We start from the raw sequence: 23,960 nt of genomic DNA on the forward strand, positions 1-23,960 counted from the left end.
GTCACGCCCGTTTCACGCGCGGGCCGTCCGCCGTGTCCTCGAGTATCCAGCCGAGGCTGCGCAACTGGTCGCGGACCGCGTCGGCTTTCGCGAAATCCTTGGCGCGGCGCGCGTCCTGACGCGCCTGAACCAGGTCCAGCACGTCCTGAGGAACGGCCGCTTCCGGCGCATCGCCGAAAAGCCCCGTGACGCGGTCGAGCCGGTCCATGAGCGTAAGGGCCTCGCGTGCGCCCTCCGCGCCCGCCACGCCGTCGTCGACCAGCTTGTTGACGTCGCGGATGAAATCGAATACCACGCCGAGCGCGCCCGAGATATTGAGGTCGTCGTCGAGCGCTTCCTGAAACGCCGCCTCGCAGGCCGCGCACTGCTGCGCCAGGCCGCCGCCGCCGCGCACCGTCTTCAACCGGTCGCGGAAATCGCGGATGCGCCGCAGCGATTCCCGGGCCGCGTCGACGGCCTCGAAACTGAAATTGTTCGGCTGGCGGTAGTGCGTGGCCAGCAGCACCCACCGGATCGCCATCGGGTCGATGCCGCGTTCGAGCAGGTCGCGCAGCGTGAAGAAATTGCCCAGCGATTTCGACATCTTGCGGCCTTCAACCACCAGATGCGCGCAGTGCAGCCAGTATTTTACGAACGTCCGGCCCGTGCAGCATTCGGATTGGGCGATCTCGTTCTCGTGATGCGGGAAGATGTTATCCACGCCGCCACAATGGATGTCGAAACTCTCGCCGAGGTATTTGAGGCTCATGGCCGAACATTCGATATGCCAGCCCGGGCGGCCCTTGCCCAGTTCCGTCTCCCAAAACACGGCGCCATCGTCTTCGTCCCAGGCCTTCCACAACGCGAAATCGCGCGCGTCCGCCGCTTCATATTCGTCCGTATCGACGCGCCCGCTCGCACCCGCTCGCAACTGCTCCAGGTCCATGTGGCTCAACCGGCCATAACGCGGAAACGTCGAAAGCCGGAAGTATATGCTCCCCTCGTGCTCGTACGTGTGCCCCTTCTCCCGCAGCGTCTTGATCATCGCGACCATCTCGGGCACATGGTCCGTGGCGGCAGGATAGACATCCGCCCGGCGGATGCCCAGCGTGTCCACGTCCTCGAAAAACGCCCTTGCATAGCGGTCCGTGATGGCCTTGAGCGGCTCGCCCGTTTCGCGGCACGCGCGGATCAATTTGTCCTCCACGTCCGTCAGATTCATCACGTGCCGGACCTCATAACCCCGGTATTCCAGGTAGCGGCGCAGCAGATCCTCGAATACGTACGCGCGGAAATTGCCGATGTGCGCGAAGTTGTAGATCGTCGGGCCGCACGTGTACAGGCCGGCCTTGCCCGCCTCGACCGGCTCGAACGCCTCCTTCGCGCGGCTCATCGTGTTGAAAAAACGCAGCGCCATCGGTCTCTCCTTGCATATGGGACAGCCGTCGATCACAACGGCGTGGGAAGCCGCATTCTAGCATTTCGCCGCCCACGCATGAAAAACCCGGGACACTTCGCCGGGAATTGGCACAAGCGGCCCATTCCGGGGTCGGCACAGGCACCCACACGCTTCGTGGGACGCCTGTTCTGGTGTCCGTGCAGCCTCTGGTCGGGCAAAAACGTCTTCCAGGGCATAATACAGATCGGACATGACGTGCCTATGCTCGTCGGCAAAGGAATACGACCTGCAAACGTTCCGGCATGTCCATTACCAGCAAGGCGACATGCGGGTGGGATGGCTTGAGGCGTTCCCCGATTACCGCACGCAGGGGGCATCCCTGGAAGAACTCGAATAGAGTCTGCGGGATATTCGTGAAGAACGGGAAAGCGGCACAATCCCTTGCGTGCGCCGGACCGGCGAGTTGGTCATCCCGTGAAGCGAACGGACCTGCTCAAAGGACTGGGCGCCATGCGCCGCGTTCTCCTGCGTCACGGCTAGCGCCACGACTGGTATCACAATCCGGAGACCATGGTGTCGCAGCCGGACCCCGCCATGCAGAAATCAAGGATACGCTGGCCAGGCACATTCTGAAGATGCTCCGTCCGGAACAGTGACAGCCCGGGAGGGAAGGACGCTCACGCGGGCCGGATTTTGCGTTTCTCCTTGTCGAAGACCACGCGGCGGCCGAGGACATACGCCAGGTCGCCGAGCAGGACTGCAATTCCGTGCCGGTAGCCGTATTCCATGTTCGCACGAGGCAGGCCGCCGTCGCGGATGCAGTCGAACCAGTTCGTCACGTGCGCTTGTCCGGGGTAGGGCGGATCGAAGTCGAGCAGCTTCTGCTCCGGGATCGATTCGTCGACGCCTTCGCTCGAATATACGATATTGCCGAGGTCGTGCCCGAAGCGGCCGCGCACCATGCCCTTCTCGAACATGAGCACGGTGGACTCGCTGTCGAGGGTGCTGCCGAAATGGCTGACGAACTGCGCGTGGAAGCCTTCTTCGTATTCGAGCACGACGGTGACCTGGTCCGGCGCGTCGCAGCGTGGGTCGTTCCCGTGCGCGTAGCGGCCGCCGAAGGCGGTCGCGGCGACGGGGCAGCCACAGCCCGTAACGAAGTGGAACGTGTTGATGAAATGGCTCATCCAGCCGCCGATGGCCCCGCTTGAAAAGTCGTGGTAACCCATCCAGCACGCATGCTGGTGCGCGTCGAAGGGACGGCGCTTGCGGTTGTACAGGAACGCTTTCCAGTCCGTGTCTTCCGCGGTCTCCGGGCCTTGGTAGTGCACCCAGAACGGGACTTGAAGCGATTCGTTGGATTCCGCGCGGAACAGCCGGCCCAGCGTGCCCGCGGCGATGAATTCCTTGACCGCGCGCGCCGCGGGACACGACATGCCCTGCGTGCCATGCTGCACGGCCCGTTTCGAGTCCGTCACGACGTCGTAGCACTCGTTGAGTTCTTTGAGGTCCGATGCAACGGGCGCGATCGGCTTTTCGACATAGACGTGCTTGCCCGCCCGCACCGCGTCGATGGTCTGGCGGCAATGCTGGTGGTCAGGCGTGGCGATAATGACCGCGTCCACATCCGGGTCATCCAGCAGTTCGCGGTAATCGGCATACATCCTCGGTTTCAGGCCGTAGAGCCCCGCTGCTTCATCGGGATAGGTCTCCTGCCGCAGTCTCCAGATATCGGCGGCCGCCACGAGCGCCGTATTCGCGTTCGCGGGCTGCACCATGTTCTGCAGAATCCAGCGTCCGCGTCCCCCGCAGCCGATGAGGCCGAGGTTGATGCGGTCATTTGCGCCGATGGCGCGCGCGGCGCTGGCCGCTGTCATCTGCGGAAGCGCGAGGGCGGCGCCTGCGGCCGCCGATGCGCGGATGAAGCCGCGCCGGGAAATGGTGTCTTCTCTCATTATCCGAAATCCTTCCGGTGCAACAGCCGATTGGGATGTCTTCTCTGGAACGAGCGGCGCCGACGCCGCCTCCACTATCAGAGCGTAAACTGCGGAATCTTGAGCAGTTCTCCGTCTTTCTGGGCGGATTCGTGGGCGACGATGCCGCAGACGGTGAGTTTGAGCGCAGCGACGATATCGACCAGCGGCTTGCGTTCTTCTATGATCGAATGGATGAACTCGTTGCCGAGATAGCCGTGCGAGCCGCCGTGGCCGCCGGGGTCGACGCCGGGCGGCAGCGGCGGCTTGGCCAATTGGAGGTTCGAGATATCGGCGAGCCCGTCATAATTCATGCCGATCATCGAGCCCTTCTGGCCGCGCACGCGGCCCGTTTCGCCGCCGTGGCCCGCGGTGTCCTTGCTCATGAGCATGCGCGACATGCCGCCTTCCGTCGTGCGCAGCAGGGCGATTTCCGTGCCGAAGACGTTGCCGTAGGCGTTCCCGCCCGATTGCAGCCATTCGAGTTCGCTCGGCATGCCCAGGCACGACACCTCGGTGAAACCGCCGCCGCTGACGCACGTGTGATAGGCCGTCGAGTGCGTCGGATACCACAGCGGCGGGCAGCCGATGCGCCAGCCTTTGTACGAGTCAATAGGCGTGGCGAGGTAGTGGTAATACTCGCCTTCGGAATAGACAATCGTGCCGAAGCCGCCCGCGTTGTAGATTTCGCGCATGGCGTAGCAATCGTCATGGTAGGCGCTCGTCTCGAACATCATGTAGTTGAGCCCCGACGCCTTGACCGCATCGAGCAGCTTGCCCGCGTCTTCGACCGAGCCCCAGACCGCGGGCACCGCCGTGGCCACATGCTTGCCGTGCGCGAGCACGTCGATGCAGTGCCGGCAATGGCTGGGCGCGTCCGTCGCGACGAATACCGCCTCGATATTCGGGTCTTTCACGAGTTCTTCGAGCGAGGGGTAGGTCTTGTCGCAGCGGCAGACTCGGGCCAGTTCCGCGCAGCGGTCGGGGAACAGGTCGCTGACCGCGGCCACCTCGACATTCGGGTGATCCTGGAAGCCGAAGGCCGCGCCGAACTTGCACACGCCGTAGCCGACGATGCCCATCCGTATCTTGCGGTCCGAGACGGGCGCCCACTCCTTGTTCTTCACCGTGTTGCTGGCGGTGTCGTCGAAGCCCTGGATGGTCTCATTATCCGCGGCGGCCAGGTTCAGCAGGCCGGCGCCCGCGGCGGCGCTTTGAATGAAATGGCGGCGTGAGAAAACGTGCGACATGGCATGACCTCCCCGTTGGAATTCCAGGGACAGTATATCGCAGGGGCGACAAACCGCGCGATGCGCCGTCCGTAAGACGTTTGTCTTTCACGCGGGGAAGCGCCACACTGTTGCGGTATGCATGAAATCACGTTCTGGAGCCGGGGTGAGCGCGCCCCGGCGCTGGAGAAGACGTGTGAGAGACAAAGAACTTATCGACCTGGGTCTGCGGCGCGGCGGCGGCATCGAAAACGCGCGCCGCTCCATTCAGCGCGCCGTGCATGCCGGCCTGAGCAAGAAGCAGGTGCGCAGACTCTTGAAAGACGTGGCGCGCGACCCCGCCGCGTTTCTGGGCGACCCGCACTTCGCGGAGTTGGCTCGGGCGCTGCAGGCGGACCACGCCGCCGAAGCGGCGATAACGCGCCGCACGGGACACGCCCCGTTCCGGCAATGGGGAGAGAACCTCGACCCGAAGTCGCTTGACCAGATGTACAACGCCTGCGCGCTTCCCGTGTCGGTGCGCGGCGCGCTGATGCCGGACGCGCACGTGGGCTATGGCCTGCCCATCGGCGGCGTGCTTGCCACGCACAAGGCCGTGATCCCGTATGCCGTCGGCGTCGATATCGCGTGCCGCATGAAACTGACCGCGCTCGACCTCCCAGCCGCGACCCTGGACGATGCCCCGGAACGGCTGAAGAAGGCCATCGAGCAGGAAACGAAGTTCGGCGTCGGCGCCTGCTTCAAGAACCGGCGCGATCATCCCGTCATGGACCGGGACTGGACGGTGTCTCCGGTCACGCTGCGACTCAAGGACAAGGCGTGGTCCCAGTTGGGCACGAGCGGCAGCGGCAATCATTTCGTCGAATTCGGCGAACTCGAAATCCTCGAGGACGGGCTTGCCTTGCCGCGGGGGCGCTACCTGGCGCTGCTCACGCACAGCGGCAGCCGCGGCACGGGCGCGGAAGTCTGCGGCTATTACAGCCGCATCGCCATGGACAAGCGGCGCGACATGCCTCGCGAATCCAAGCACCTCGCCTGGCTCGACCTCGATTCGCAAGCGGGCGGGGAGTACTGGGCCGCCATGGAACTCATGGGCGCGTACGCGGCCGCGAACCACGAATGCATTCACCGCCACATCGCGCGCAACCTCGGCGCCGCGGTCTTGCTCGACATCGAGAACCACCACAACTTCGCGTGGCGCGAGATTCACGACGGCATGGACCTGGTCGTGCATCGCAAAGGTGCGACGCCCGCCGCCGAAGGGCAACTCGGGATCATCCCCGGCTCGATGGCCTCGCCCGCGTACATCGTCCGCGGCAGGGGCAGCGCCGCGTCGCTGGACAGCGCGTCGCATGGCGCGGGCCGCGTCATGAGCCGCAGTGAAGCGAAGAAGCGCTTCACGTGGGGGGAAGCCCGGCGCGTCCTCGAGGCGCGCAGGGTAACGCTGATTTCCGCGGGCCTCGACGAAGTGCCCATGGTCTATAAGGACATCGACGAAGTCATGGCCGCGCAGGCGGACCTCGTCGAGGCGCTGGCGCGCTTCCAGCCGCGAATCGTCAAGATGGCCCCCTCCGGCGAGCGCCCTGAGGATTGATGACTCTGCAAAAAGTATCTTGTTCGCAGTTCAGCCTTCAGGCTGTCTTGAAGCCAGCCTGAAGCTTGAACTGCGCGTTTTGGGCTGCCTTCAAGATATGCTGAAGAGGAACTCGCGCACAAAAGAACCTGAGTCGGATGTAAAGAAGAAACCGGAACGGCCGGTGCGTCCCCGGAGTCGGACATGTTCCTCCTTTTCCGAGCGCTTGCCTACGCGACGTTGTTTGCTGGCGTCATGCTGGTTTTCGTGCCCGCGCGCCTGTTGGCGTGGTCCGGCATCGCCGCGCCCCCGGCGATAGGCGTTCCGCAGCTTGTCGGGGGCGTGCTGGCAATAGCCGGCGCGGCCTTTGTCCTGTGGTGCGTGACCACGTTCATTTTCGTCGGGAAGGGGACCCCCGCGCCCTTTGACCCGCCGCGCCGGCTGGTCGTGCAGGGGCCCTATCGATACGTGCGGAACCCCATGTACATCGGCGCGGGGCTCGCCATGGGCGGGGCCGCGTTGTTCTGCGAATCATGGCTGTTGCTGGCGTACATGGCGGCGTTTTTTCTGGTGACGCACCTGTTCGTTGTCGTGTACGAGGAACCCACACTGCGACATATGTTCGGACAGGAATATGAAGCGTACTGCCGCCGGGTCAGGCGGTGGTGGCCTGGGGCGCCATAGGCCGGGGCGGCGGCCGCATTTCAGCGTTTCGCGCGGATGACCAGCGATTTGCCGGCGCTCAGCCGCACCATCGCGGGCAGGGTCACCGACCCGAGTTCATCCACGGGCGCCCGGAACGTTCTGCGCGCGTGTTGCACCCTTGCGGTTCCGGCTCGTGCAAGATGCGGCAGGTCGACACGGCTCAACGCAAGTTCGCCGGAGAGCACGGTGATCGTGGCGCCCGTGTGATGTTGCCGGTACGTGCCCCATGCGCCGTCGAGCGCCCAGAAGCAGCGGAATTCCTCCGCGTGCAGGCGCGGCGCGAAGCCGATCACGCCCGCGCCCGTGTCGTAGCGGAACCCGCTGAGCGCCAGCAGCAGGCCATACGAGGCCATGGCGCGCGCGTAGTGATGGCCGCACTCGAATTCGTCCCAGGGGTTGCGCTTGTGCCCGTCATAGCGGTCGCGAACGCTGCGGACGATGGTCAGTCCCTCCTTCACCAGCCCCGAGAGAATACAATGGCTTGCGACCTGATACTCGATGCCGGTCCAGACTTCGTCCGAATAAGGAAACGGCACGGCCGGCCGCCCGCCGCGCGGCCATGTGCAGTTGATGAGGCCCGCCTCGCCGCCGAGCGCGTAGACTCGCTGCGCATTCGCGTGCTCGCGCAGGTCTGCCCGCCAATTATGCCGGAAAACGGAGCGCAGCGCCGTGCGCAGCTTGTCCGCGTCGAGGATGGGCCCGAGCCCCGCCACATCGGCCAGCCATGCGCCGAGCACCTGGTCCGCGAGACAGCCCTTGCCGTACTGGTACTCAGGGGCGTCCTCGGGATTGTAATGCTGCTCGTAGTATTCGCCGTTGAACAAACGCGCGTCCAGCCAAGCGCTGCCGCGCGTGTAGGCTTCGCGGTATGCGCCCGCCGTGGCGTCGTCGCCGAGATGCGCTGCAATCTCCGCGCCCGCCAGCAACGCGCCGAGATAGAAACACGAGGTCATCGTGTTCTCGCCGTAGAACTCGATGTCGTACGTGTTGTGCTGCCTGCCGCGCAGCACGCCGGTGTGTTCGGGGTCCCATTCCTTCCACGCGAATTCGAGCGCGCGCTTCAATGAGGGCCACAGACGGCGGATGAAACCGTCGTCGCCGCAGATTTTCCAGTCACGGAAGGCCTTGATGGTCCCGCCAAACTGCCCGTCGGCGCAGGGCAGGAAATCGTTCGGCGGCGCGCCCAACGGCAGATTCAGGCGGAAGCCCATGCTCCCGTCCGCGCGCAGGTTGTACCGGTAGTCCGCGAGGCGCATGGACCGTTCGAGACTCGGGAACAGGAAGGCGAGCGCTTGCTGGTAGTTCCAGACATGCGTGCATGAGCCTTCGCAGCAGCCGCCGGCCGGCGCGGAACCCTCGAAGCCGTAGAACGTGCCGTCGCTCAGGCGCAGACAGGTGGCCGTTTTCAGAATCGCTGTCTGGCTCGATACGGCATCGAGCACATAGGGCGGCAGCGTGCTCGAAAACAGCGCGTCGTGGAACCGCTTGGTTTGAGTGTGCAGTTGCCGCTCTCTCGCGTGGAGCCGGAGCGCAACATCGACGGCGTCCGCGAATTGCGAGGCGTAATAGTTCTTCCAGACGGGCAAGTCCCGTCTCGGCGGGCAGCAGCCTTGCCGCAACGCCTGCTCGGCGCATGCCGCGTCGTGCCAGTACTTCTCGAAGTTCGGGAAAAACCACGTGATGTAGAACGTGACTGTCTTTACCGCCCGCGGCTCCAACCGCATGCGGACCCCCAATACGCCCGCCGCCGTCTGGCCCTCCTCCGTGGGGCCATAGTCGTTGTCACACAGGCGGCCCGTGGTCGAGAAGGCGTCCCACAACTCGTGATACGGCGTAAACCAGCCCTTGCGCGGCCAGTAGCGCATCACGGTAACGTGTTTGTCGGGTGTAAGAAGCGCCACGGACCCGAATCGGGGGTGGTTCTCGGGCCATTTTTCGGAAGTGAAGGCGAGACCGCGCACCCCCGGCGTTTCCACATACCGGTTTACGTTGCGGCCGTAACCGTGCGGGCTGCCCGAATAGACGGGGTCGAGACCCGCGGCTTTGCCGATGCTGCCCACGGAGTTCAAGAGGCTCCACGCAAGGGTAGCATCGACCGGGGTGGGTTTGCGGTTTTGCAGCGTGTACTTGAGGACTGCCGCGGGGAAGCCCGAGCCGTCGGGATTGCCCGGGATGAACGGATTGTACGCTTCCAGAGTGATTCGGACAGGCAGCTTCGCGCACTGAAAAGCAATCCAGGCGAACGGATACTCGCCGCGAAAACGGCAGCCGTCCAGGTGCGGCCACCCTTGACCGCAGTCATGCGGGTCTCCGCCGCCCCCGCCAATGAAAGGCGGCTCCGGCGGAGCCATGGCCACGCGGCACACCGGCGGCCCGCCCTTCTCACGCGCATATACGAGTGGAAACGTGCGCGAGAGATACCCATTGAAATCGGGACGATTCTGGATGGCCCAGTCGCGCAAGCCGCCGCGGCCCGACAAGCCAACGCAGCCCGTGCCGATACCGCCCAGGGGAAACGATATCTGGTCCAATTGCCGGCCGCGGAACACCCGCAGCGGCCCGGGGCGGGCCCATTCCTCAGCGCCGCGCTTGATTGGCATCACCGGGGTCTCCCAGCCTTGGATTCGCTCTTCACCCGCCTATTCTATTGCCGGGTATGGTCGGAATCCAGCCGTCAAGGCGCCCAGGCCCGAGGGAATCACGTTACACAGTGGCAAAAAAAGCGCAAACAGGAAGAAAGATGAACGGCATGCCTGTGACTGGGGAAAACCGGGTTAGCGGAGTAGCAGGGCGGGAAAAAGTGCGCGATTGGGGTCTTCGGCGCCTTTTTTTGGTGCGAACGTCCCCTTCCAGTGGCAGTAATTCGACGCGGGCGACTGTCCGGGCGGAGCGTAAGGTATGTTATCACAATTACTTACGCTATTTCCGCGATTACGGAAAAATCCGCTAAAGTTTCGGCTTAAGTTGCCGATAAAACCGGATGGTATCCGGGAAAGTGCCTGTTCGGAACGTAGCAAAGCCTGGGGACAGGCCGAGGGACTTGGTAGAAAGTTGAAACGGTAATGGAAAGTGGTGTGCGCAGGGACAGCGCACACCGGAATTGGGCGGGAAGGGCCGTTTGGGGCCGGCTTCCTGACGCAAACAGCGTTCCACGGCATAGGGACATGACCGCTGGAAGGCTGGGCGCGCCGGGAACAGGTGCCTGCCTCTGGCGGAGCTTCCCGGTGTACTGGGATGCGTCCGGTCCCCTGTGCGGGCCGGACGGCGCAATAAGGAGGCGCATGGAAGCGTCGCCTTAACCACTCATGGAGGACAATGCTATGGGACTTAGGATTAACACCAATGTACCGGCGCTGAACACGGCGCGCGTCCTGAGGCGGTCCACGAACGCGTTGAACCAGTCGCTGGAACGGCTGTCGAGCGGCTTGCGGATCAACCGTGCGGCGGACGACGCGGCGGGACTGGCAATCGCGGAGGCGTTTCGCTCGCAGGTGCTGGGCACGCAAGTGGCGCAGCGCAATGCGCAGGACGGCGTCAGCCTCGTGCAGACGGCGGAAGGCGCGCTGAGCGAGACGACGAACATCCTGCAGCGTATCCGTGAACTGGCGGTGCAGTCGGCGAACGGCACGCAGAGCACGAGCAACCGCGCCGCGCTCGATGCGGAAGTGAAGCAGTTGCTGGCGCAGATCGACAGCATCGCGCTGGACACCGACTACAACGGGATTCGCGTGCTGAGTTCGTCGCAGACGGTCACGCTGCAGTCGGGCGCGTACACGAGCCAGGTGCTGGCGGTGGTTGTTTCGGGCGCGAAGACGAACGACCTTTCGGTGAACGCCGTGTCGGTTTCCACGATGGCGTTGGCGGTGTCGGCGATCAGCACGATCGACAACGCGATCCAGAGCGTGAACACCCTGCGCAGCAGCCTGGGCGCGTACCAGAACCGCCTGGAATTCACGATCAATACGCTGGCGATTCAAGAAGAGAACGCCGCCGCCTCGCAGAGCGCTATCCGCGATGCCGATATCGCGCAGGAAACGGTGTCGTTCACGCGCAATCAGATCCTGGTCAGCGCAGGCACATCGGTGCTGGCCCAAGCCAATATTGTGCCGCAGACGGCGCTCCAACTGCTCGGTTAGGCGCGCCGTTTCTCATAACTGTGCCGGCGGTTGGGCGCCGTTATAGCGCCCAACCGCCCCGCCAGGTATGTAGCGCCGGGACAGAACGCAGGTCGAGCCGTGATTGCGGCGCGTGCCGTGGGTGGATGAGTCGCGTCGTCCATCGATGGCAGTGTGCGTGAATGCATGGGAGGATCCAAGTTTAACTGTCTTGGGGCCATTCAAAGAGGGTTGAGTGATGGGCCTGCGGGTTAATACCAATGTGCCCGCCATAAACGCGTCACGCCAGTTGGCGCGTTCTGCAAGCCGCCTGAATACGTCGCTCGAACGCTTATCCAGCGGTTTGCGGATGAACCGCGCCGCGGATAACGCGGCGGGGCTGGCAATCGCGGAGGCGTTTCGCTCGCGGGTGCTGGGCGCGCAAGTGGCGCAGCGCAATGCGCGGGACGATGGAAGGCGCGCTGAGCGAAACGACGAACATCCTGCAGCGCATCCGCGAGCTGGCGGTACAGTCCTCGAATGGCACGCAAAGCACGAGCAACCGCGCGGCGCTCGATGCGGAAGTGAAGCAGTTGCTGGCGCAAATCGACGGCATCGCGCTGGACACCGACTACAACGGGATTCGCGTGCTGAGTTCGTCGCAGACGGTCACGCTGCAGTCGGGCGCGTATACGAGCCAGGTGCTGGCCGTGGCCGTGAACGGCGTCAAGACGAACGACCTTTCGGTAAACGCCGTGTCGGTTTCCACGATGGCGCTGACGGTGTCGGCGATCAGCACGATCGACAACGCGATCCAGAGCGTGAACACCCTGCGCAGCAGCTTGGGCGCGTACCAGAACCGCCTGGAATTCACGACCAACACGCTGGCAATTCAAGAAGAGAACGCCGCCGCCTCGCAGAGCGCTATCCGCGACGCCGATATTGCTCAGGAGACCATGGACTATACCCGCAACCAGATTCTGGTCGGCACATCGGTCTTGGCGCAGGCCAACGTTTTACCCCGGGCCACGCTGCGGTTGCTGGCGTAACGCAGCATTCGGACCGGGCGAAGCGCGTGACGACGCGTATGGCCGCGCACCGCGTCGTATACTGCGCCCGGTGGGGACGCGCGCGGAGAAAGGAGGGCCTGAGAATATTGCGCGAGCGGACGCCACGCCGGGACACGTGGCAGCCCCGTTCGCCTGTTCTTGTCGAAAGGTGGTAGTGGCAACGGAAGCCTGAGAACACAATTCAAGGAGGTAAGCTTATGGGACTTCGGATCAATACCAATGTGCCCGCGCTGAACACGGCGCGCGTCCTGAGGCGGTCCACGAACGCGTTGAACCAGTCGCTGGAACGGCTGTCGAGCGGCTTGCGGATCAACCGTGCGGCGGACGACGCGGCGGGACTGGCAATCGCGGAGGCGTTTCGCTCGCAGGTGCTGGGCACGCAAGTGGCGCAGCGCAATGCGCAGGACGGCGTCAGCCTCGTGCAGACGGCGGAAGGCGCGCTGAGCGAGACGACGAACATCCTGCAGCGTATCCGTGAACTGGCGGTGCAGTCGGCGAACGGCACGCAGAGCACGAGCAACCGCGCCGCGCTCGATGCGGAAGTGAAGCAGTTGCTGGCGCAGATCGACAGCATCGCGCTGGACACCGACTACAACGGGATTCGCGTGCTGAGTTCGTCGCAGACGGTCACGCTGCAGTCGGGCGCGTACACGAGCCAGGTGCTGGCGGTGGTTGTTTCGGGCGCGAAGACGAACGACCTTTCGGTGAACGCCGTGTCGGTTTCCACGATGGCGTTGGCGGTGTCGGCGATCAGCACGATCGACAACGCGATCCAGAGCGTGAACACCCTGCGCAGCAGCCTGGGCGCGTACCAGAACCGCCTGGAATTCACGATCAATACGCTGGCGATTCAAGAAGAGAACGCCGCCGCCTCGCAGAGCGCTATCCGCGATGCCGACATCGCGCAGGAAACGGTCGGGTATACCCGCAACCAGATTCTGGTCAGCGCAGGCACATCGGTGCTTGCCCAAGCCAATATTGTGCCGCAGACCGCCCTGCTGCTCTTGAGCTAGCAGGCCGGATAATGTTCTGCGGCCGCGCGCCGTCGGGCGCAGTCCAGACCGCGGCGGCGCTGGCCATGTGAAATAGGCCCGTTTCGTCGGGCATTGCGGCAAAGGCGTTTGCCGGAGCATGCATATGCGAGTGGAGCAGCATACGGAACAAGCCGCCGCGAGCTTGCTTTCCGCCCGTGCAGGTTCTTCGTCTGTTCCTGCTTTGCGTACCGCCGCAGGGGAACATGCCGGTCCGCGGCAGGTACAGCAGACGCAACGCCTGCACGATGGCGTGGAGCGTAAGAGAAAAACGGAGGCCGTTCCCATCGAGGAGCAGCGGCGCCGTACGGGTACTCGCATGCGCGTCGATGAGGCGACCAGCCGCATCGTAGGTCAATTGATTGACCAGAACAACAAAGTGATCAGGCAAGTCCCGCCGCAGGAACTGCTCGAAATCGCGGCACAGTTCCGGCGGCTTCAGGGATTGATCTTTGACGAACGCGCCTGAACGAATTTTACTGGCGCGCGAGTCCTGCCCGGCCCCGGCGTCCTGCAGAGGACGCCGGGGCTTTCCCGGTCCGTGAAGCGGACGGCGCGGCCGCCGCGAAGACCTCGGTTTTCCAGCTTCCTTGCGCCGCGCGATTGCCTCGGATATGGCGCGGGTGTTAGCATTTGTGCCTCGGGGTAAGTGTTCGGACGCCGTGCTTCCCGTGTGCGTTGCGCCCGTCGCCGGTCTCATAAGAGAGCACGTTTACAGGAGCCGTACTATGGAAGCGGAGAAACAGACTCAGGGCGCGTACCGCTGGTTTCGCATTTCCATCGCGGCATATCTGTTTGTGCTTGTGCTCGCGCTGACCCCTTGGACTCCGGACCCGGCCGGCGACGTCAAGCGGCTGTTGCTGGCGGTGTTCAGCGCGTCATTAGCGACGGCATGGCTTGCGGCATCGTGGCGCATGGGCGTTCCCGTGCGCCGGCCGCGAATTGTGCTGGAAGTGCTGCTGGGCATGCTCGTGTGTTATGGCGCCGCCACGTTTCGCTCGCCCTATCCCGGGTTCAGCATAACGGAACTCGCGTTTTTTGGCGGCCTGTTTCTGCTCTATTTCGTGGCCAGTCAGGTATATACGAAGGAGCAGGAAGTACTCGGGCTGATGAAAACGCTGTGTGCGGCCATGGTGCTGGCCGCGCTCTATGCGTTCTTGCAGAAAAGCGGCCTGGACCCGTTTCCATGGACCGGCCGCGAGCAGGACATCTACACCAATCTGCCGAGCACGTTCGGCAACCCGAACTACGCGGCGCACACGCTTGTACTTGCCCTGATCATGGCCGTGTTGCTTGCGCGGCACACGGCTGACCGCCGGGTCTGGGCGGTTGCCGCCCTGTTTGCCCTCTACCTGTACTTCACGGGGCAGCGCGGCGGGATTATCGGGCTCGGAGCCGCGGCTGTCCTGCTATTGATGGCCGGTGGCGCATCGCGTCTCTTCTCCGGCGCGATCAAGCGCGTCGTGGTTGCGCTGCTGGTCACAGCGCTGGCGGGCGCTGCCGCCGGCGGGCTCTACATGCTTCAGAACAAGGCGCGTAACGGCGTAGCCCTGCCGCTCGACGGTTCCCTGTTGCTCCGGTACAACGGCTATCTGAATTCCGCCGCGATGATCCTCGACAGGCCGCTCCTCGGACACGGCCCGGGGGTCTACGCGCTGACGACTCCCGTATACTGGACGACTTTCGAGCAGCAGTGGTTCGCCCAGGAGCAGTTGATGAACGCGCACGTCCACAACGACTTGCTGGAAGTCGCCGTGGACGCGGGCCTGCCCGCCGCCGGGTTCTACCTTGCGCTGTTGCTGCTGGGGATATGCTACGGCCTGCTGATGGCGTTCACGGCGCCTGATACGGCCAGACGCCGTCTCGGCTTTGCGTTTGCCGCCTTGTTCATGACGTTCCTGGTGGACGGGTTGTTCGGTTTCAATCTGCGTGTGCCCGTGTCGGCATCCGTGCTGTTTGTGTTGCTGGGCAGCCTGGAAGGGCTTTGGGTATCCCCCGATACGCGCGCTGCGCCCCTCCGCAAACCGGGCTTGCCCGGCGTTGCGTGGCGGCTGGGCATGGCGGGCGCCGCGGTGATCATCGCTGTCTGGGGCGCGCGGGTGTTTCTCTCCGAATTCATGCTGCAGCGCGGCCTGAAACATCATCACCTGATGATGAAGGTGTTCAATGCGCCGCCGCAGGAAAAGCGTGACATGGACCCGCAGAAGGCCGCGGCATTTGTCGAGGCGCAGCGGGCCGCTGCAAAGTCGGCCTTCACGTGGGGCGAACGGCTTGCTCCGTGGAACTACCTCTTTGGCGGGCGGATCGGCGAGACGGAGGCCGCGGCGCGCGCGTATGACGATGCGGCGCGGCACTTCGAGCGGGCGCTCGCGCTTAACCCGTATTATGTGCCGACGCTGGCCCGGCTCGCCGGAACCCGGCTTACGCAGGCGGAGGACGCGCTGGGTCCGGAAGGGGCGGCTCCGGCGGGGGACGTGACGGGTTTGCTGGATGAGGCGCTGCATTACGCTGATCGCATCGGCGAATTGTGCCCCGTTTTCGCCCTTGCGGAAGAATTGAAGGGGCGCATCGCCTGCTTGCGGGCAAAATGCCTGGCGCGGCGCGACCCGCCCGCCGACGGCGTCGAAGTCGAAGAGCAATGGAAACAGGGCGAGGCCCATCTGGAGCGCGCCATTCAATTGGGCGCGAGAAACCATATCGAACTATACCGGCTCCTGGCGCAAGTGCGCGAGACGCTGGCCGACCCCGAGGGCGCCGAGGAAGCGTTCGTGCGGGCTGTCCAGTCTAATCCGGACGATGCGGACTTGTGGGAGATGTTCTTCAGTTTCGCCATGCGCGCGGAGGTCTCCGAGCGAATCAAGAATACGCTGAACACGTTGATTGCGCATATTGTCAGCCTGGAGCCGCCGCGCCACGACGCCGTGGCGAACGGCTATATCGCGCTGGCGCGATGTTTCGCGGAGACGAAGGATCTTGCCGGCGCCGATGACGCGATTGCCAGCGCCGCGCGTTACGGGACCGGGCAGGAAGGCGTGTGGCGGGCGTTTGCCCAGTACGCAAACGAGCACGACCGGCTATTCCTGTATGAGCGCTGTCTGCGGGACGCCGTGCAGCAGGCCGCCGCGAACGGCGCGCCGGCCGAGCCCGCGCTCGCCATCGCCCATCTGCTGTTGGCGGAGATGTACGAAGGCAAGACTCCCCCGGCGGACGCCGCCGCGATCGAGGCCGCCTATCAGCAGGCCGTGCGGTTCGCGGCGGACCGCGCCGATGTCTGGGCGAACTACGCGAATTTCGCGCGCAGAAATGACCGCATGGAGACGTTCAAGGAAACCCTGAAGACGACCTGCAACGCCACGCGCGGTGGCAGCGTCACGCCGCCCGCCTTCGTGCACGCGGTGTCGAACGTGATCGAACAAGGCCCCGCGGCGCTTGAACTGTCCACCTCGGTGCTGTTGCGCCAGTTCCGGGAGTATCCGTCCGGCAACGTGCGGCTCGTTACCGTGCATCTGAGTTGGGCGGCGCAATTGCTGTTCGAGGCGGCGGTGAATGCCCAGGGCAGCGAGCCCACCCTGTGCAGGACATGGCTCAACCTGGCCATTGTGCTGGCCGGCATGGAACAGTACACGGCTGCCGAAAGCCTGTATCCGCGCGCGATGCAGTGCCTTGAAGGCGAGAATACCGCCATCGCGGGCATCCAATGGGCAGACACGCTTCAGCGCATGGGGCGGACCCCGGAAGCGCTCAACCTGCTGCGCGACTTGCTGGCGCGTTTCCCAGACATGCCCGAACTGCGACACGCCCACGCGCAGACGCTCGTGCGCAACCAGCAGATTCCCGAGGCGTTGCAGGAGTACGACGCGTTGCTGGACGTGCAGTACTTGCCGCCGAACGTGAAGGAACAGCTCGAAGCGGAGCGCAACGCACTTGTCCAGCCGCAGCCGTAAACCGCGTTACGGCATCAGGGCACGAAGCTGGCGTCGCTCTTGAGCGCGCACACCCACTCGGCGATCAGTTTCGCGGCCTGCTCGACGTCCTTGAGCGAAACCAGTTCGACCGGCGTGTGCATGTACCGGTTTGGAATGCCGACCGTGGCCGTTGCCACGCCATCGCGGCTCAATTGCATCGCGTTCGCATCGGTGCCGGTGCTCCGGGGCGCGGCACGGTGCTGGATCGGGATCTTGTGTTTCTCCGCGATGCGCACCAGCTCCGCGCGGACGACAGGATTGATGTTGGGACCCCGGTCGAGGATGGGGCCGCAGTTGATCTTTGTGAGCCCGAAGCGGTCCCCGTCGCCGCGCGGATGATCCGTGGCCCACGCGACGTCGACGGCGATGCCCGCGTGCGGGTGGCAGCCATACGCGCTCGTGGTTGCGCCGCGCAAGCCGATCTCCTCCTGTACCGTGGTGACGCAGTACACGGCGACTTCAACTTTCCGCTTTGCAAGCAGGCGCATGGTCTCGATGCACACGAACGCGCCGATACGGTCGTCCAGCGCGCGCGCCACAACCTTGTGATCGCGCAACGCCATGAAACCTACGTCAATCGTGACCGGGTCCCCGATCGCTACCAGCCTCTCCGCGTCCTTCCTGTCCTTCGCGCCGGTGTCAATCCACATCTCGTGAAAGTCGGTGAATTTCTTCCGGTCGTCCGGCGGCGTCAGGTGAATCGCCTTGCGTCCAATGACGCCCGGCACCGGCCCCCGCGCGCCGTGCACCACTACGCGCTGACCCGGCAACGTAGCCGCGTCCACGCCGCCGATGGGCACGAACCCGATAAACCCCTTATCGTCAATGGTGTTCACCATCAGGCCAATCTCATCGACGTGGCCCGCGAGCATGACGCGCAACGGCGCATTCTTGTTGCGCACCGCGTACTGGTTCCCGTGAACGTCCTTGTACACTTCATCAACGTAGGGCGCGACGTATTCGCGGCACGCCGCCTGCACCCGCTCCTCGAAACCGGACGGGCTCGGCGTGCTCAGCAACCGTTTCAAGAAATCGAGCGATTCCTGGCGCATGACAAACTCTCCCTGGGGTTGACGCGAGGCCGTATAGTACCTTGTCGCGCACGCAAAACGACAATGGAGACCAGGTCACTTTCCGACGCAGAAGGTGGAGAAGATGATGCCGAGCAGGTCTTCGGGCGTGGTTTCGCCGGTGATTTCGCCGAGCGCCTGCAAAGCTTCGCGCAAGTCGATGGCGAGGAACTCGGGAGACTCGCCGGGGTGGCCGAGCATGCGTTCGAGCGCCGTGCAAGCGCGGCGCAGGCTGTCTTTCTGGTGCAGCCGGGTGATGAGGGCCTGGTCGGCCGCAATATGCGCGCCGCCCAGCAAGAGCCGGCCCAGGGCCGCCTCAAGGCCGTTCAGTCCTTCGCCGGTCAAGGCGGAAAGCCGGCAGACGGCGGCGGCATCGAGTCCCAGTGGCGGCGGTTCCGCTTCTGGGGCCAAATCCGTTTTATTGAGTACGATAACGATGGGCGTCGCGAGGGCGCCGAGGTCGCGCGCGATGGCCCGGTCCTCTTCGGTGAGCGGTTGCGAAGCGTCGATGACCAGAAGGATCAAATTCGCGTTTTGCAGCGCTTCCCGCGCGCGGTCGACGCCGATGCGCTCGACTTCGTCGTCCGTCGCGCGCAGCCCGGCCATATCGACGAGCCGCACGGGCACGCCCGCTATGGTGATGTACTCTTCGATGCGGTCGCGCGTCGTGCCCGCATGCGCCGAAACGATGGCCCGCGCGTCGCGGAGCAGCGCGTTGAACAGGCTTGACTTGCCGACGTTGGGGCGGCCCGCGATGGCCGCGACGGCGCCCTCGCGCACCAGCCGGCCTGCGTCCGCCGTGTCGATCAAGGCGAGCATGTCCGCGTGCGCATGGCGCAGTTCGTCAAGTAACGCGGGCGTCACGAGGTCCGGCAAGTCTTCCTCGGGGAAATCGACGGCGGCTTCGATGTGCGCCAGCGCGTGCCTTATCCGGTCGCGCATCGCGTGCAACTCGCGGGAGAGGCGGCCGCTGGCGGCGGCGTTGGCCGCGAGCAGCGCGGCGCGCGTGCGCGCGCGGATGGTGTCGATGACGGCCTCCGCCTGTACGAGGTCGATGCGCCCGTTGAGAAACGCGCGCAGCGTGAATTCGCCCGGCCTTGCGAGCCGCGCGCCCGCCTCGAGGCAGGCCTCGAGAATCGCGTTGAGCGGCGCCGCACCGCCGTGCGCATTGATCTCCACGACGTCCTCGCGCGTATAGGAGCGCGGCGCGCGCATGACGTGCACGAGCACTTCGTCGAGCGCGTTGCCTCTCGCGTCGTGGATGTGGCCGTGGTGCACGCGCCGCCGCGCCGGCGCAAACGCGCGCCCGCGCGAGGGACGAAACACTCGTGCGGCAATGCCGAAGGCCTGCGCGCCGCTCAGGCGCACAATGCCGATGCCGCCTTCCCCCGGCGGGGTCGCAATGGCGGCGATGGTATCGTCATGCGCCAGCGTCTTCACCGGAATTGCCGGAGTCTTGCGGCCCGGGCCGCTGCGGCGCGCCGCCCCTGCGCATGTTCGCCGGCCTGGGCCGCATCAGGCGGCCGCTTGCGCGCCGCTTGATGCCGCCGCGGGGGCGGTGGTGCGATTCGCTCGCCGGGCCGCCTTGCCCGCCGGAAGGCTGCTTGACGCGCGGGCTGATCACCACCTGCCGGTAGAGCGCGTCGCCGATGCTGAAGGTGCGCACGTCGGGGTCGCCCTGGAGCGTCAGGTGAATGACGCGCCGTTCCTGCGGGCTCATGGGTTTCAGGCGCACGTCGCGGCCCGATTCCTTCGCGCGCTCCGCGAGGCCGCGCGCCATGCCCTCGAGCGCGTCGCGCCGCCGGTCGACATAGCCCTCGATATCCACCACAAGGCGTTCGGTGACTTCGTTCTTGTCGCTGCGCGCGATGATGCGGTTGATGAGATACTGCATTGCCTGAAGGCTGCGGCCCTTGCGCCCGATCAGCAGGGCGCTGTCCTGCGTTGCCACGTCGAGCCGGGCCGCGCCGTCCCCGTCCCGGCGGAATTCGACGGTTGCCTCGATGCCCATCTGGCTGATGATCGATTGCAGCAACGCGGCGGCCTCGCGGCCTTGATCTTCGGTCAGGGGCGAGGATTCCGTCTCCTGCGCCAACGGTTGATTCAACGCTTCCGGGCCGGGCTCTTCCTGCGCGCGCCGCCGGTCTGCTTGCGGCCCCTGGTCGGGGCGCCGTTGGCGTTGCGCACGCGGTTCGCGCCCTGGGTCGTCCCGGTGGCGCGGTGCACGGTCGCGGCCGTGCTGACGGTCTCCGCGGTCGCGCTGGCGGCGTTGCTCATCACGCTGGCCGGAGGGGGCGGGCCGGTCCCCGGCGTCCCGGCGTTGTTCGTCGCGCGGTGCCGGCGCGGCTGGCCGCCCGTCGTGTTCGCGCCGTGGCACGCGCTCGTCGCGGCCGCGGTGGCGGTCCCTGCCGCGGCGGTCGTCGCGCGGTCCGCGGCGGCGCTCGTCACCCGCGCCCTCGGTCTGGCGCTCGCGCTGTTCGGGACGGCGCTCGTCCTGAGCGGCGGGCCGCTGTTTGCCGCGCTTGGCCGTTACGCGGACGCGGACGGGCCGCGCGCCGAGGCCGAGAAAGCCGCGGCTGCCTTCGTCCAGGATTTCAATTTCGTCCACATCATGCATTTCGACCCCCAGCTGGTCCAAGGCGAGTTGGATAGCCTCTTTGCGCGTTTTCGCGCTGGATTCGACCGATGGCATAGGTCTATGTCTCCTCGGCGGGCTGCAAGCCCGGGACTGTTCGGGGCGTGGCGCGCCCCGCGGTTATGACCGCTTCCTCGGATCCCGCTTGGTGACGGCGTCGCCGCGGCCCTTCGGCTGTTTCTTGGCGCGGCGCATTTCCTTCGCCGCTTGCCGTTTGCGGGCCTGCGCGGCGTCGTAGAAGTGTTGCGGTTTCCGGGCGGCCGGTTTCTTCTTGAGCTCCTGGGGCGTCAGTTCGACGGTAAACATCCGCGTGAGATAGCTCTGGCCGATGCCCAGGAGCGTACTGGTCAAAATATAGAGATTGAGGCCCGCGGCCACGTTGTAGCAAAAGACGCTGAACAGCACGGGCATGAAATTGAGCATCATCTTCTGCTGCTGCGTCTGTACCGGCCCCGAGGTTGGCATCAGCTTCTGGCTCACGTACATGGCCACGGCCATCAGGATAGGCAGCACGTTGATGGCGTCGATGGAAGTGAAGACAAGCGGGATTTCCCACGGGAACCGAATGAGCGCGTCCTGGCGCGAGAGGTCTTGAATCCAGAGGAACGAAGTGCCGCGCAACTCGAAGGCGCTCCACAACATGCGGTACAGCGCAATGAAGACCGGCATTTGCAGGAGCATCGGAAAGCACCCGCCCAGCGGATTCACGCCGTACTGCCGGTACAAATCCATCGTGCGCTTCTGCATTTCCTGCGGGTTGTCCTTGAACTCCGCCTTGATTTTCTCCATTTCCGGAGCGAGCAACTGCACCTTCTTCATGCTCTTCATGCTCTTGATCGTGAGCGGAAACATGAAGAGGCGCACGACGACTGTCAGCAGGACGATCGCGATCCCATAGCTGGCATGGAGCGTGTTGTGGAAGAAGTTCAGGAGGCTCAGCAGCAGCTTGGCGAACCAGTCCATGAACCCAAACATCGTGAAAAACTGAAGCCCTTCGTCGAGTTCGGGAAAACCGCGCGAGGCCGCCTCCTTGAGCGAGGCCAGGTGTGTCGGCCCAAGGTAGATGCGGAAATCGCGCGTCTCGGAAGCGCCGGGCGCCACTTCCATCCGCGGCGTCGCGATGCCGAACCGGTAGCGTTCGGGGCTCCCCGCAACCCAGCCCCACGTATCGGGGAGCCAGGGCGCGTCGGGCAGCGCCACGACGCGCATGGCCATCAGGAAATACACGCTTTTCACGGCCATCCAGTCGGGCTGGACAACCCGCTCGGTTGAATAGCCGGTATCGCTGTCCGGCGGTTCCAGCCCGCTGGTCGCGTGATGCTCATTCTGGCCGCTCTTGCGCCAGATGACCTCCTTCTGTACCGGACCGGCCTGCCCGTTCTCGTCGGACGCCAGCGCGGGCGTCCAGTTCAACGTAAAAGCCGGAACATGGGTGTCCAGTCCCAGGCGCTGCGCCGCATCGCTCAGGTTGGCGTAAACGACCGAGACGTCCAAAAGCCCCTCATCCGAATCCAGGGAGAATAGCTTCGTGACGCGCGCCACGCCCGGCTGTTCGTACGTAAACGTAACGGAGCGCCCGGTCTCGTCCACGGTGGCTTCCCAGAGCGCGTAATCAAGTTCGTCGCCGCGCCAGTTGTCGCCCAGCTTGAGGCCGTGCAGCCCCAGCGGATACAGGGGCGGGTCGCCGAGGATCTCGGGGGACTCCGGCACCAGGCGAGGGTGCTGGTCTTCGCTGTCGCCGATGAGGACGCACGCCTGTTTCAAGCGCGCCCCAACACGCGTAAACTCCAGCCGCAGACGGTCGTTGGCCAAGGTAATGGTCTCTTCCAGAGCGGCGGGCTCCGCGGGCGGCGGGGCTGGAACGGCCGGACCTTCCGGGACAACAGCCCGTGGCTCTGGCAGGTCCTCGACCGCAGGCGCGGCCGTGGCCGGTTCCAGGGGCAACTCGGCGGTGTTAGCCAGGTCCGAGACGGGCGGGATTTCCGGTTCCGCGACGCGGGGCGTCTGTGTGCGGGGGCCAAGGAAATAGGAGAAGACGATAATGCCCACCGTTGCGAGCACAATGACGGCCAGTTCATAGACCCCGAAGGGCCGTTCATTCTGTTGACCTAGCAAACTTCCTTACTCCGCGAACGCGGATGAGCCTACACGCCCATGCGGGACGTGCGCCGGGGCGGCGGCACGGGGTCCACGCCTCCCTTGCAGAACGGCTGGCAGCGCAGGATGCGCCATGCGGCAAGACCTACCCCTTTGAGGACGCCGTGCTTCTCGATAGCCTCGATGGCATAATGCGAGCAGGTGGGATAAAACCGGCAATTCTGGCCGAGCCACGGGCTCAAGAACCGCTGATACAGCCGGATCAATCCGATCAACAACCTACTCACGCACGAGCCCACCTTTACGGAGGATTCGGTCCAGCACGTCCACGCTTTGCGCGTACTCTAATGCAGCCGCCGACGGGCGCGCCACGACCACCAGATCCATCGCGGCGGCAAATTCAGGCGCGTGAGTGCGGAAATACTCGCGGATACGACGCTTGATCTTGTTACGCACCACGGCGCGGCCCACTCGGCGCGACACTGCGACGCCTAGCCTGCACTGCTGCCCTTCACGCCGGACCGCATAGCACACGAACGCGTACCCCACCATTTTCCGGCCGTCGCGAAAGACGCGGTCGAAGTCTTTTTTCCCAGTGAGGCGTGCTTGACGCGGGAACGTTTTCCGGTCCGGCACAACAGGCTCATCTACCTCCAGGTTCTGCGGCCGGGCAGACAGGCCCGGCTGCGGGACACTACACACTCAGACGCTTGCGGCCCTTCTGCCGGCGGCGGCTGATAACCCCCCGCCCGCCCGGCGTGGCCATACGCGCCCGGAAACCATGGGTCCGTTTCCGGCGCCGGTTCGACACTTGTAACGTTCTTTTCACGACCCGCTCCTCGTAACAGTTCTACATGCACTACGCCGCCGCGACATGCCGGGAAACCAACACAAAAGGATATCCACCAGCGGAGAAGATGTCCCCGCGACGGCACAAACCGCCCATTTGTAATTCCAATAGTCTATATTATTTCCGCTGGGAGAGTCAAACATCGAATCGAATGACCAGATGCACCCGTGGGCAGGTTGAAACCGTGACCGCCGTGTGAGATTATCAAACCATCTATGATGGGGGTATCCGCGTGCAACAAGGAGGTGCATCATGAGCAGTTTTATTACTAAGCCGGGCTCCATAGGTAT

17 protein-coding genes and 2 pseudogenes are annotated in these 23,960 nt (G+C 64.6%); 8 read left to right on the forward strand and 11 right to left on the reverse strand.

Going from position 1 to position 23,960, the window contains the following annotated elements; genetic code table 11:
- Nucleotide 1: 1 nt before the first annotated feature.
- On the reverse strand, nt 2–1,396 hold the full coding sequence (gene cysS / locus KA184_04960; protein ID MBP8128911.1) for a cysteine--tRNA ligase: 1,395 nt from the start codon (nt 1,394–1,396) through the stop codon (nt 2–4).
- Between the two features lie 268 nt (nt 1,397–1,664).
- On the opposite strand from cysS, the pseudogene KA184_04965 reads away from it, so the two are divergent.
- Nucleotides 1,665–1,856: pseudogene (locus KA184_04965) on the forward strand (type II toxin-antitoxin system HicB family antitoxin).
- 199 nt (nt 1,857–2,055) lie between these two features.
- Here the strand turns inward: KA184_04965 and KA184_04970 are convergent.
- Both KA184_04970 and KA184_04975 read right to left on the reverse strand, forming a co-directional pair.
- Nucleotides 2,056–3,333, reverse strand: coding sequence for a Gfo/Idh/MocA family oxidoreductase (locus KA184_04970; GenBank protein MBP8128912.1), 1,278 nt, complete (start codon nt 3,331–3,333; stop codon nt 2,056–2,058).
- A gap of 77 nt (nt 3,334–3,410) precedes the next feature.
- On the reverse strand, nt 3,411–4,601 hold the full coding sequence (locus tag KA184_04975; GenBank protein ID MBP8128913.1) for a Gfo/Idh/MocA family oxidoreductase: 1,191 nt from the start codon (nt 4,599–4,601) through the stop codon (nt 3,411–3,413).
- Nucleotides 4,602–4,776: 175 nt separating this feature from the next.
- Between KA184_04975 and KA184_04980 the strand changes: the two genes are divergently transcribed.
- Together KA184_04980 and KA184_04985 are read left to right on the forward strand one after the other, a co-directional pair.
- Nucleotides 4,777–6,174 carry an RtcB family protein gene (locus KA184_04980; GenBank protein ID MBP8128914.1) on the forward strand — a complete coding sequence of 466 codons (1,398 nt, stop codon included), beginning with the start codon at nt 4,777–4,779 and terminating at the stop codon, nt 6,172–6,174.
- 183 nt (nt 6,175–6,357) lie between these two features.
- Nucleotides 6,358–6,837 carry an isoprenylcysteine carboxylmethyltransferase family protein gene (locus KA184_04985; GenBank protein MBP8128915.1) on the forward strand — a complete coding sequence of 160 codons (480 nt, stop codon included), beginning with the start codon at nt 6,358–6,360 and terminating at the stop codon, nt 6,835–6,837.
- Between the two features lie 20 nt (nt 6,838–6,857).
- Here KA184_04985 and KA184_04990 read toward each other — a convergent pair whose 3' ends face one another.
- The gene (locus KA184_04990) at nt 6,858–9,458 is read right to left on the reverse strand and encodes a hypothetical protein (GenBank protein ID MBP8128916.1); all 2,601 of its coding nucleotides are present in this window, start codon (nt 9,456–9,458) and stop codon (nt 6,858–6,860) included.
- A gap of 720 nt (nt 9,459–10,178) precedes the next feature.
- Between KA184_04990 and KA184_04995 the strand changes: the two genes are divergently transcribed.
- From KA184_04995 to KA184_05015, 5 genes and pseudogenes are all read left to right on the forward strand, one after another.
- Entirely contained in the window at nt 10,179–10,994 is an 816-nt protein-coding gene (locus KA184_04995) for a flagellin FliC (protein MBP8128917.1), read from the forward strand.
- Nucleotides 10,995–11,211: 217 nt separating this feature from the next.
- Nucleotides 11,212–12,001: pseudogene (locus KA184_05000) on the forward strand (flagellin FliC).
- A 218-nt stretch (nt 12,002–12,219) separates the two neighbouring features.
- A complete protein-coding gene (locus KA184_05005; protein ID MBP8128918.1) occupies nt 12,220–13,035 on the forward strand; it encodes a flagellin FliC in 816 nt (271 codons plus the stop codon).
- 271 nt (nt 13,036–13,306) lie between these two features.
- Entirely contained in the window at nt 13,307–13,522 is a 216-nt protein-coding gene (locus KA184_05010) for a flagellar protein FlaG (protein MBP8128919.1), read from the forward strand.
- Between the two features lie 259 nt (nt 13,523–13,781).
- Nucleotides 13,782–16,997 carry an O-antigen ligase family protein gene (locus KA184_05015; GenBank protein MBP8128920.1) on the forward strand — a complete coding sequence of 1,072 codons (3,216 nt, stop codon included), beginning with the start codon at nt 13,782–13,784 and terminating at the stop codon, nt 16,995–16,997.
- A gap of 14 nt (nt 16,998–17,011) precedes the next feature.
- On the opposite strand, the gene KA184_05020 is transcribed toward KA184_05015, so the two are convergent.
- The 7 genes from KA184_05020 to rpmH form a co-directional block, all read right to left on the reverse strand.
- A complete protein-coding gene (locus KA184_05020; GenBank protein ID MBP8128921.1) occupies nt 17,012–18,070 on the reverse strand; it encodes a M42 family metallopeptidase in 1,059 nt (352 codons plus the stop codon).
- A gap of 75 nt (nt 18,071–18,145) precedes the next feature.
- Nucleotides 18,146–19,519 (reverse strand): tRNA uridine-5-carboxymethylaminomethyl(34) synthesis GTPase MnmE, encoded by a 1,374-nt coding sequence (gene mnmE / locus KA184_05025; protein ID MBP8128922.1) that lies wholly within the window; start codon nt 19,517–19,519, stop codon nt 18,146–18,148.
- Nucleotides 19,509–20,780 carry a Jag N-terminal domain-containing protein gene (locus tag KA184_05030; protein MBP8128923.1) on the reverse strand — a complete coding sequence of 424 codons (1,272 nt, stop codon included), beginning with the start codon at nt 20,778–20,780 and terminating at the stop codon, nt 19,509–19,511. Before KA184_05030 ends, mnmE begins: the two co-directional genes overlap by 11 nt.
- A gap of 63 nt (nt 20,781–20,843) precedes the next feature.
- Nucleotides 20,844–22,838, reverse strand: coding sequence for a membrane protein insertase YidC (gene yidC, locus KA184_05035; protein ID MBP8128924.1), 1,995 nt, complete (start codon nt 22,836–22,838; stop codon nt 20,844–20,846).
- Nucleotides 22,839–22,867: 29 nt separating this feature from the next.
- Complete coding sequence (gene yidD / locus KA184_05040; protein MBP8128925.1) at nt 22,868–23,107, reverse strand: membrane protein insertion efficiency factor YidD; 240 nt, start codon at nt 23,105–23,107, stop codon at nt 22,868–22,870.
- Nucleotides 23,100–23,456 carry a ribonuclease P protein component gene (gene rnpA, locus KA184_05045; protein MBP8128926.1) on the reverse strand — a complete coding sequence of 119 codons (357 nt, stop codon included), beginning with the start codon at nt 23,454–23,456 and terminating at the stop codon, nt 23,100–23,102. Before rnpA ends, yidD begins: the two co-directional genes overlap by 8 nt.
- Before the next feature lie 58 nt (nt 23,457–23,514).
- Complete coding sequence (gene rpmH, locus KA184_05050; GenBank protein ID MBP8128927.1) at nt 23,515–23,649, reverse strand: 50S ribosomal protein L34; 135 nt, start codon at nt 23,647–23,649, stop codon at nt 23,515–23,517.
- Nucleotides 23,650–23,960 lie beyond the last annotated feature (311 nt).

The organism is Candidatus Hydrogenedentota bacterium, assembly GCA_018005585.1.
Taxonomy (GTDB): Bacteria; Hydrogenedentota; Hydrogenedentia; order Hydrogenedentales; family JAGMZX01; genus JAGMZX01.

Coding starts and splice junctions, on each gene's coding strand:
- KA184_05030 (MBP8128923.1), bottom strand. CDS start 20,780: ATGCCATCGGTCGAATCCAGCGCGAAAACGCGCAAAGAGGCTATCCAA.
- KA184_04995 (MBP8128917.1), top strand. CDS start 10,179: ATGGGACTTAGGATTAACACCAATGTACCGGCGCTGAACACGGCGCGC.
- KA184_04970 (MBP8128912.1), bottom strand. CDS start 3,333: ATGAGAGAAGACACCATTTCCCGGCGCGGCTTCATCCGCGCATCGGCG.
- KA184_04985 (MBP8128915.1), top strand. CDS start 6,358: ATGTTCCTCCTTTTCCGAGCGCTTGCCTACGCGACGTTGTTTGCTGGC.
- KA184_05005 (MBP8128918.1), top strand. CDS start 12,220: ATGGGACTTCGGATCAATACCAATGTGCCCGCGCTGAACACGGCGCGC.
- KA184_05015 (MBP8128920.1), top strand. CDS start 13,782: ATGGAAGCGGAGAAACAGACTCAGGGCGCGTACCGCTGGTTTCGCATT.
- KA184_04975 (MBP8128913.1), bottom strand. CDS start 4,601: ATGTCGCACGTTTTCTCACGCCGCCATTTCATTCAAAGCGCCGCCGCG.
- cysS (MBP8128911.1), bottom strand. CDS start 1,396: ATGGCGCTGCGTTTTTTCAACACGATGAGCCGCGCGAAGGAGGCGTTC.
- KA184_05020 (MBP8128921.1), bottom strand. CDS start 18,070: ATGCGCCAGGAATCGCTCGATTTCTTGAAACGGTTGCTGAGCACGCCG.
- KA184_04990 (MBP8128916.1), bottom strand. CDS start 9,458: ATGCCAATCAAGCGCGGCGCTGAGGAATGGGCCCGCCCCGGGCCGCTG.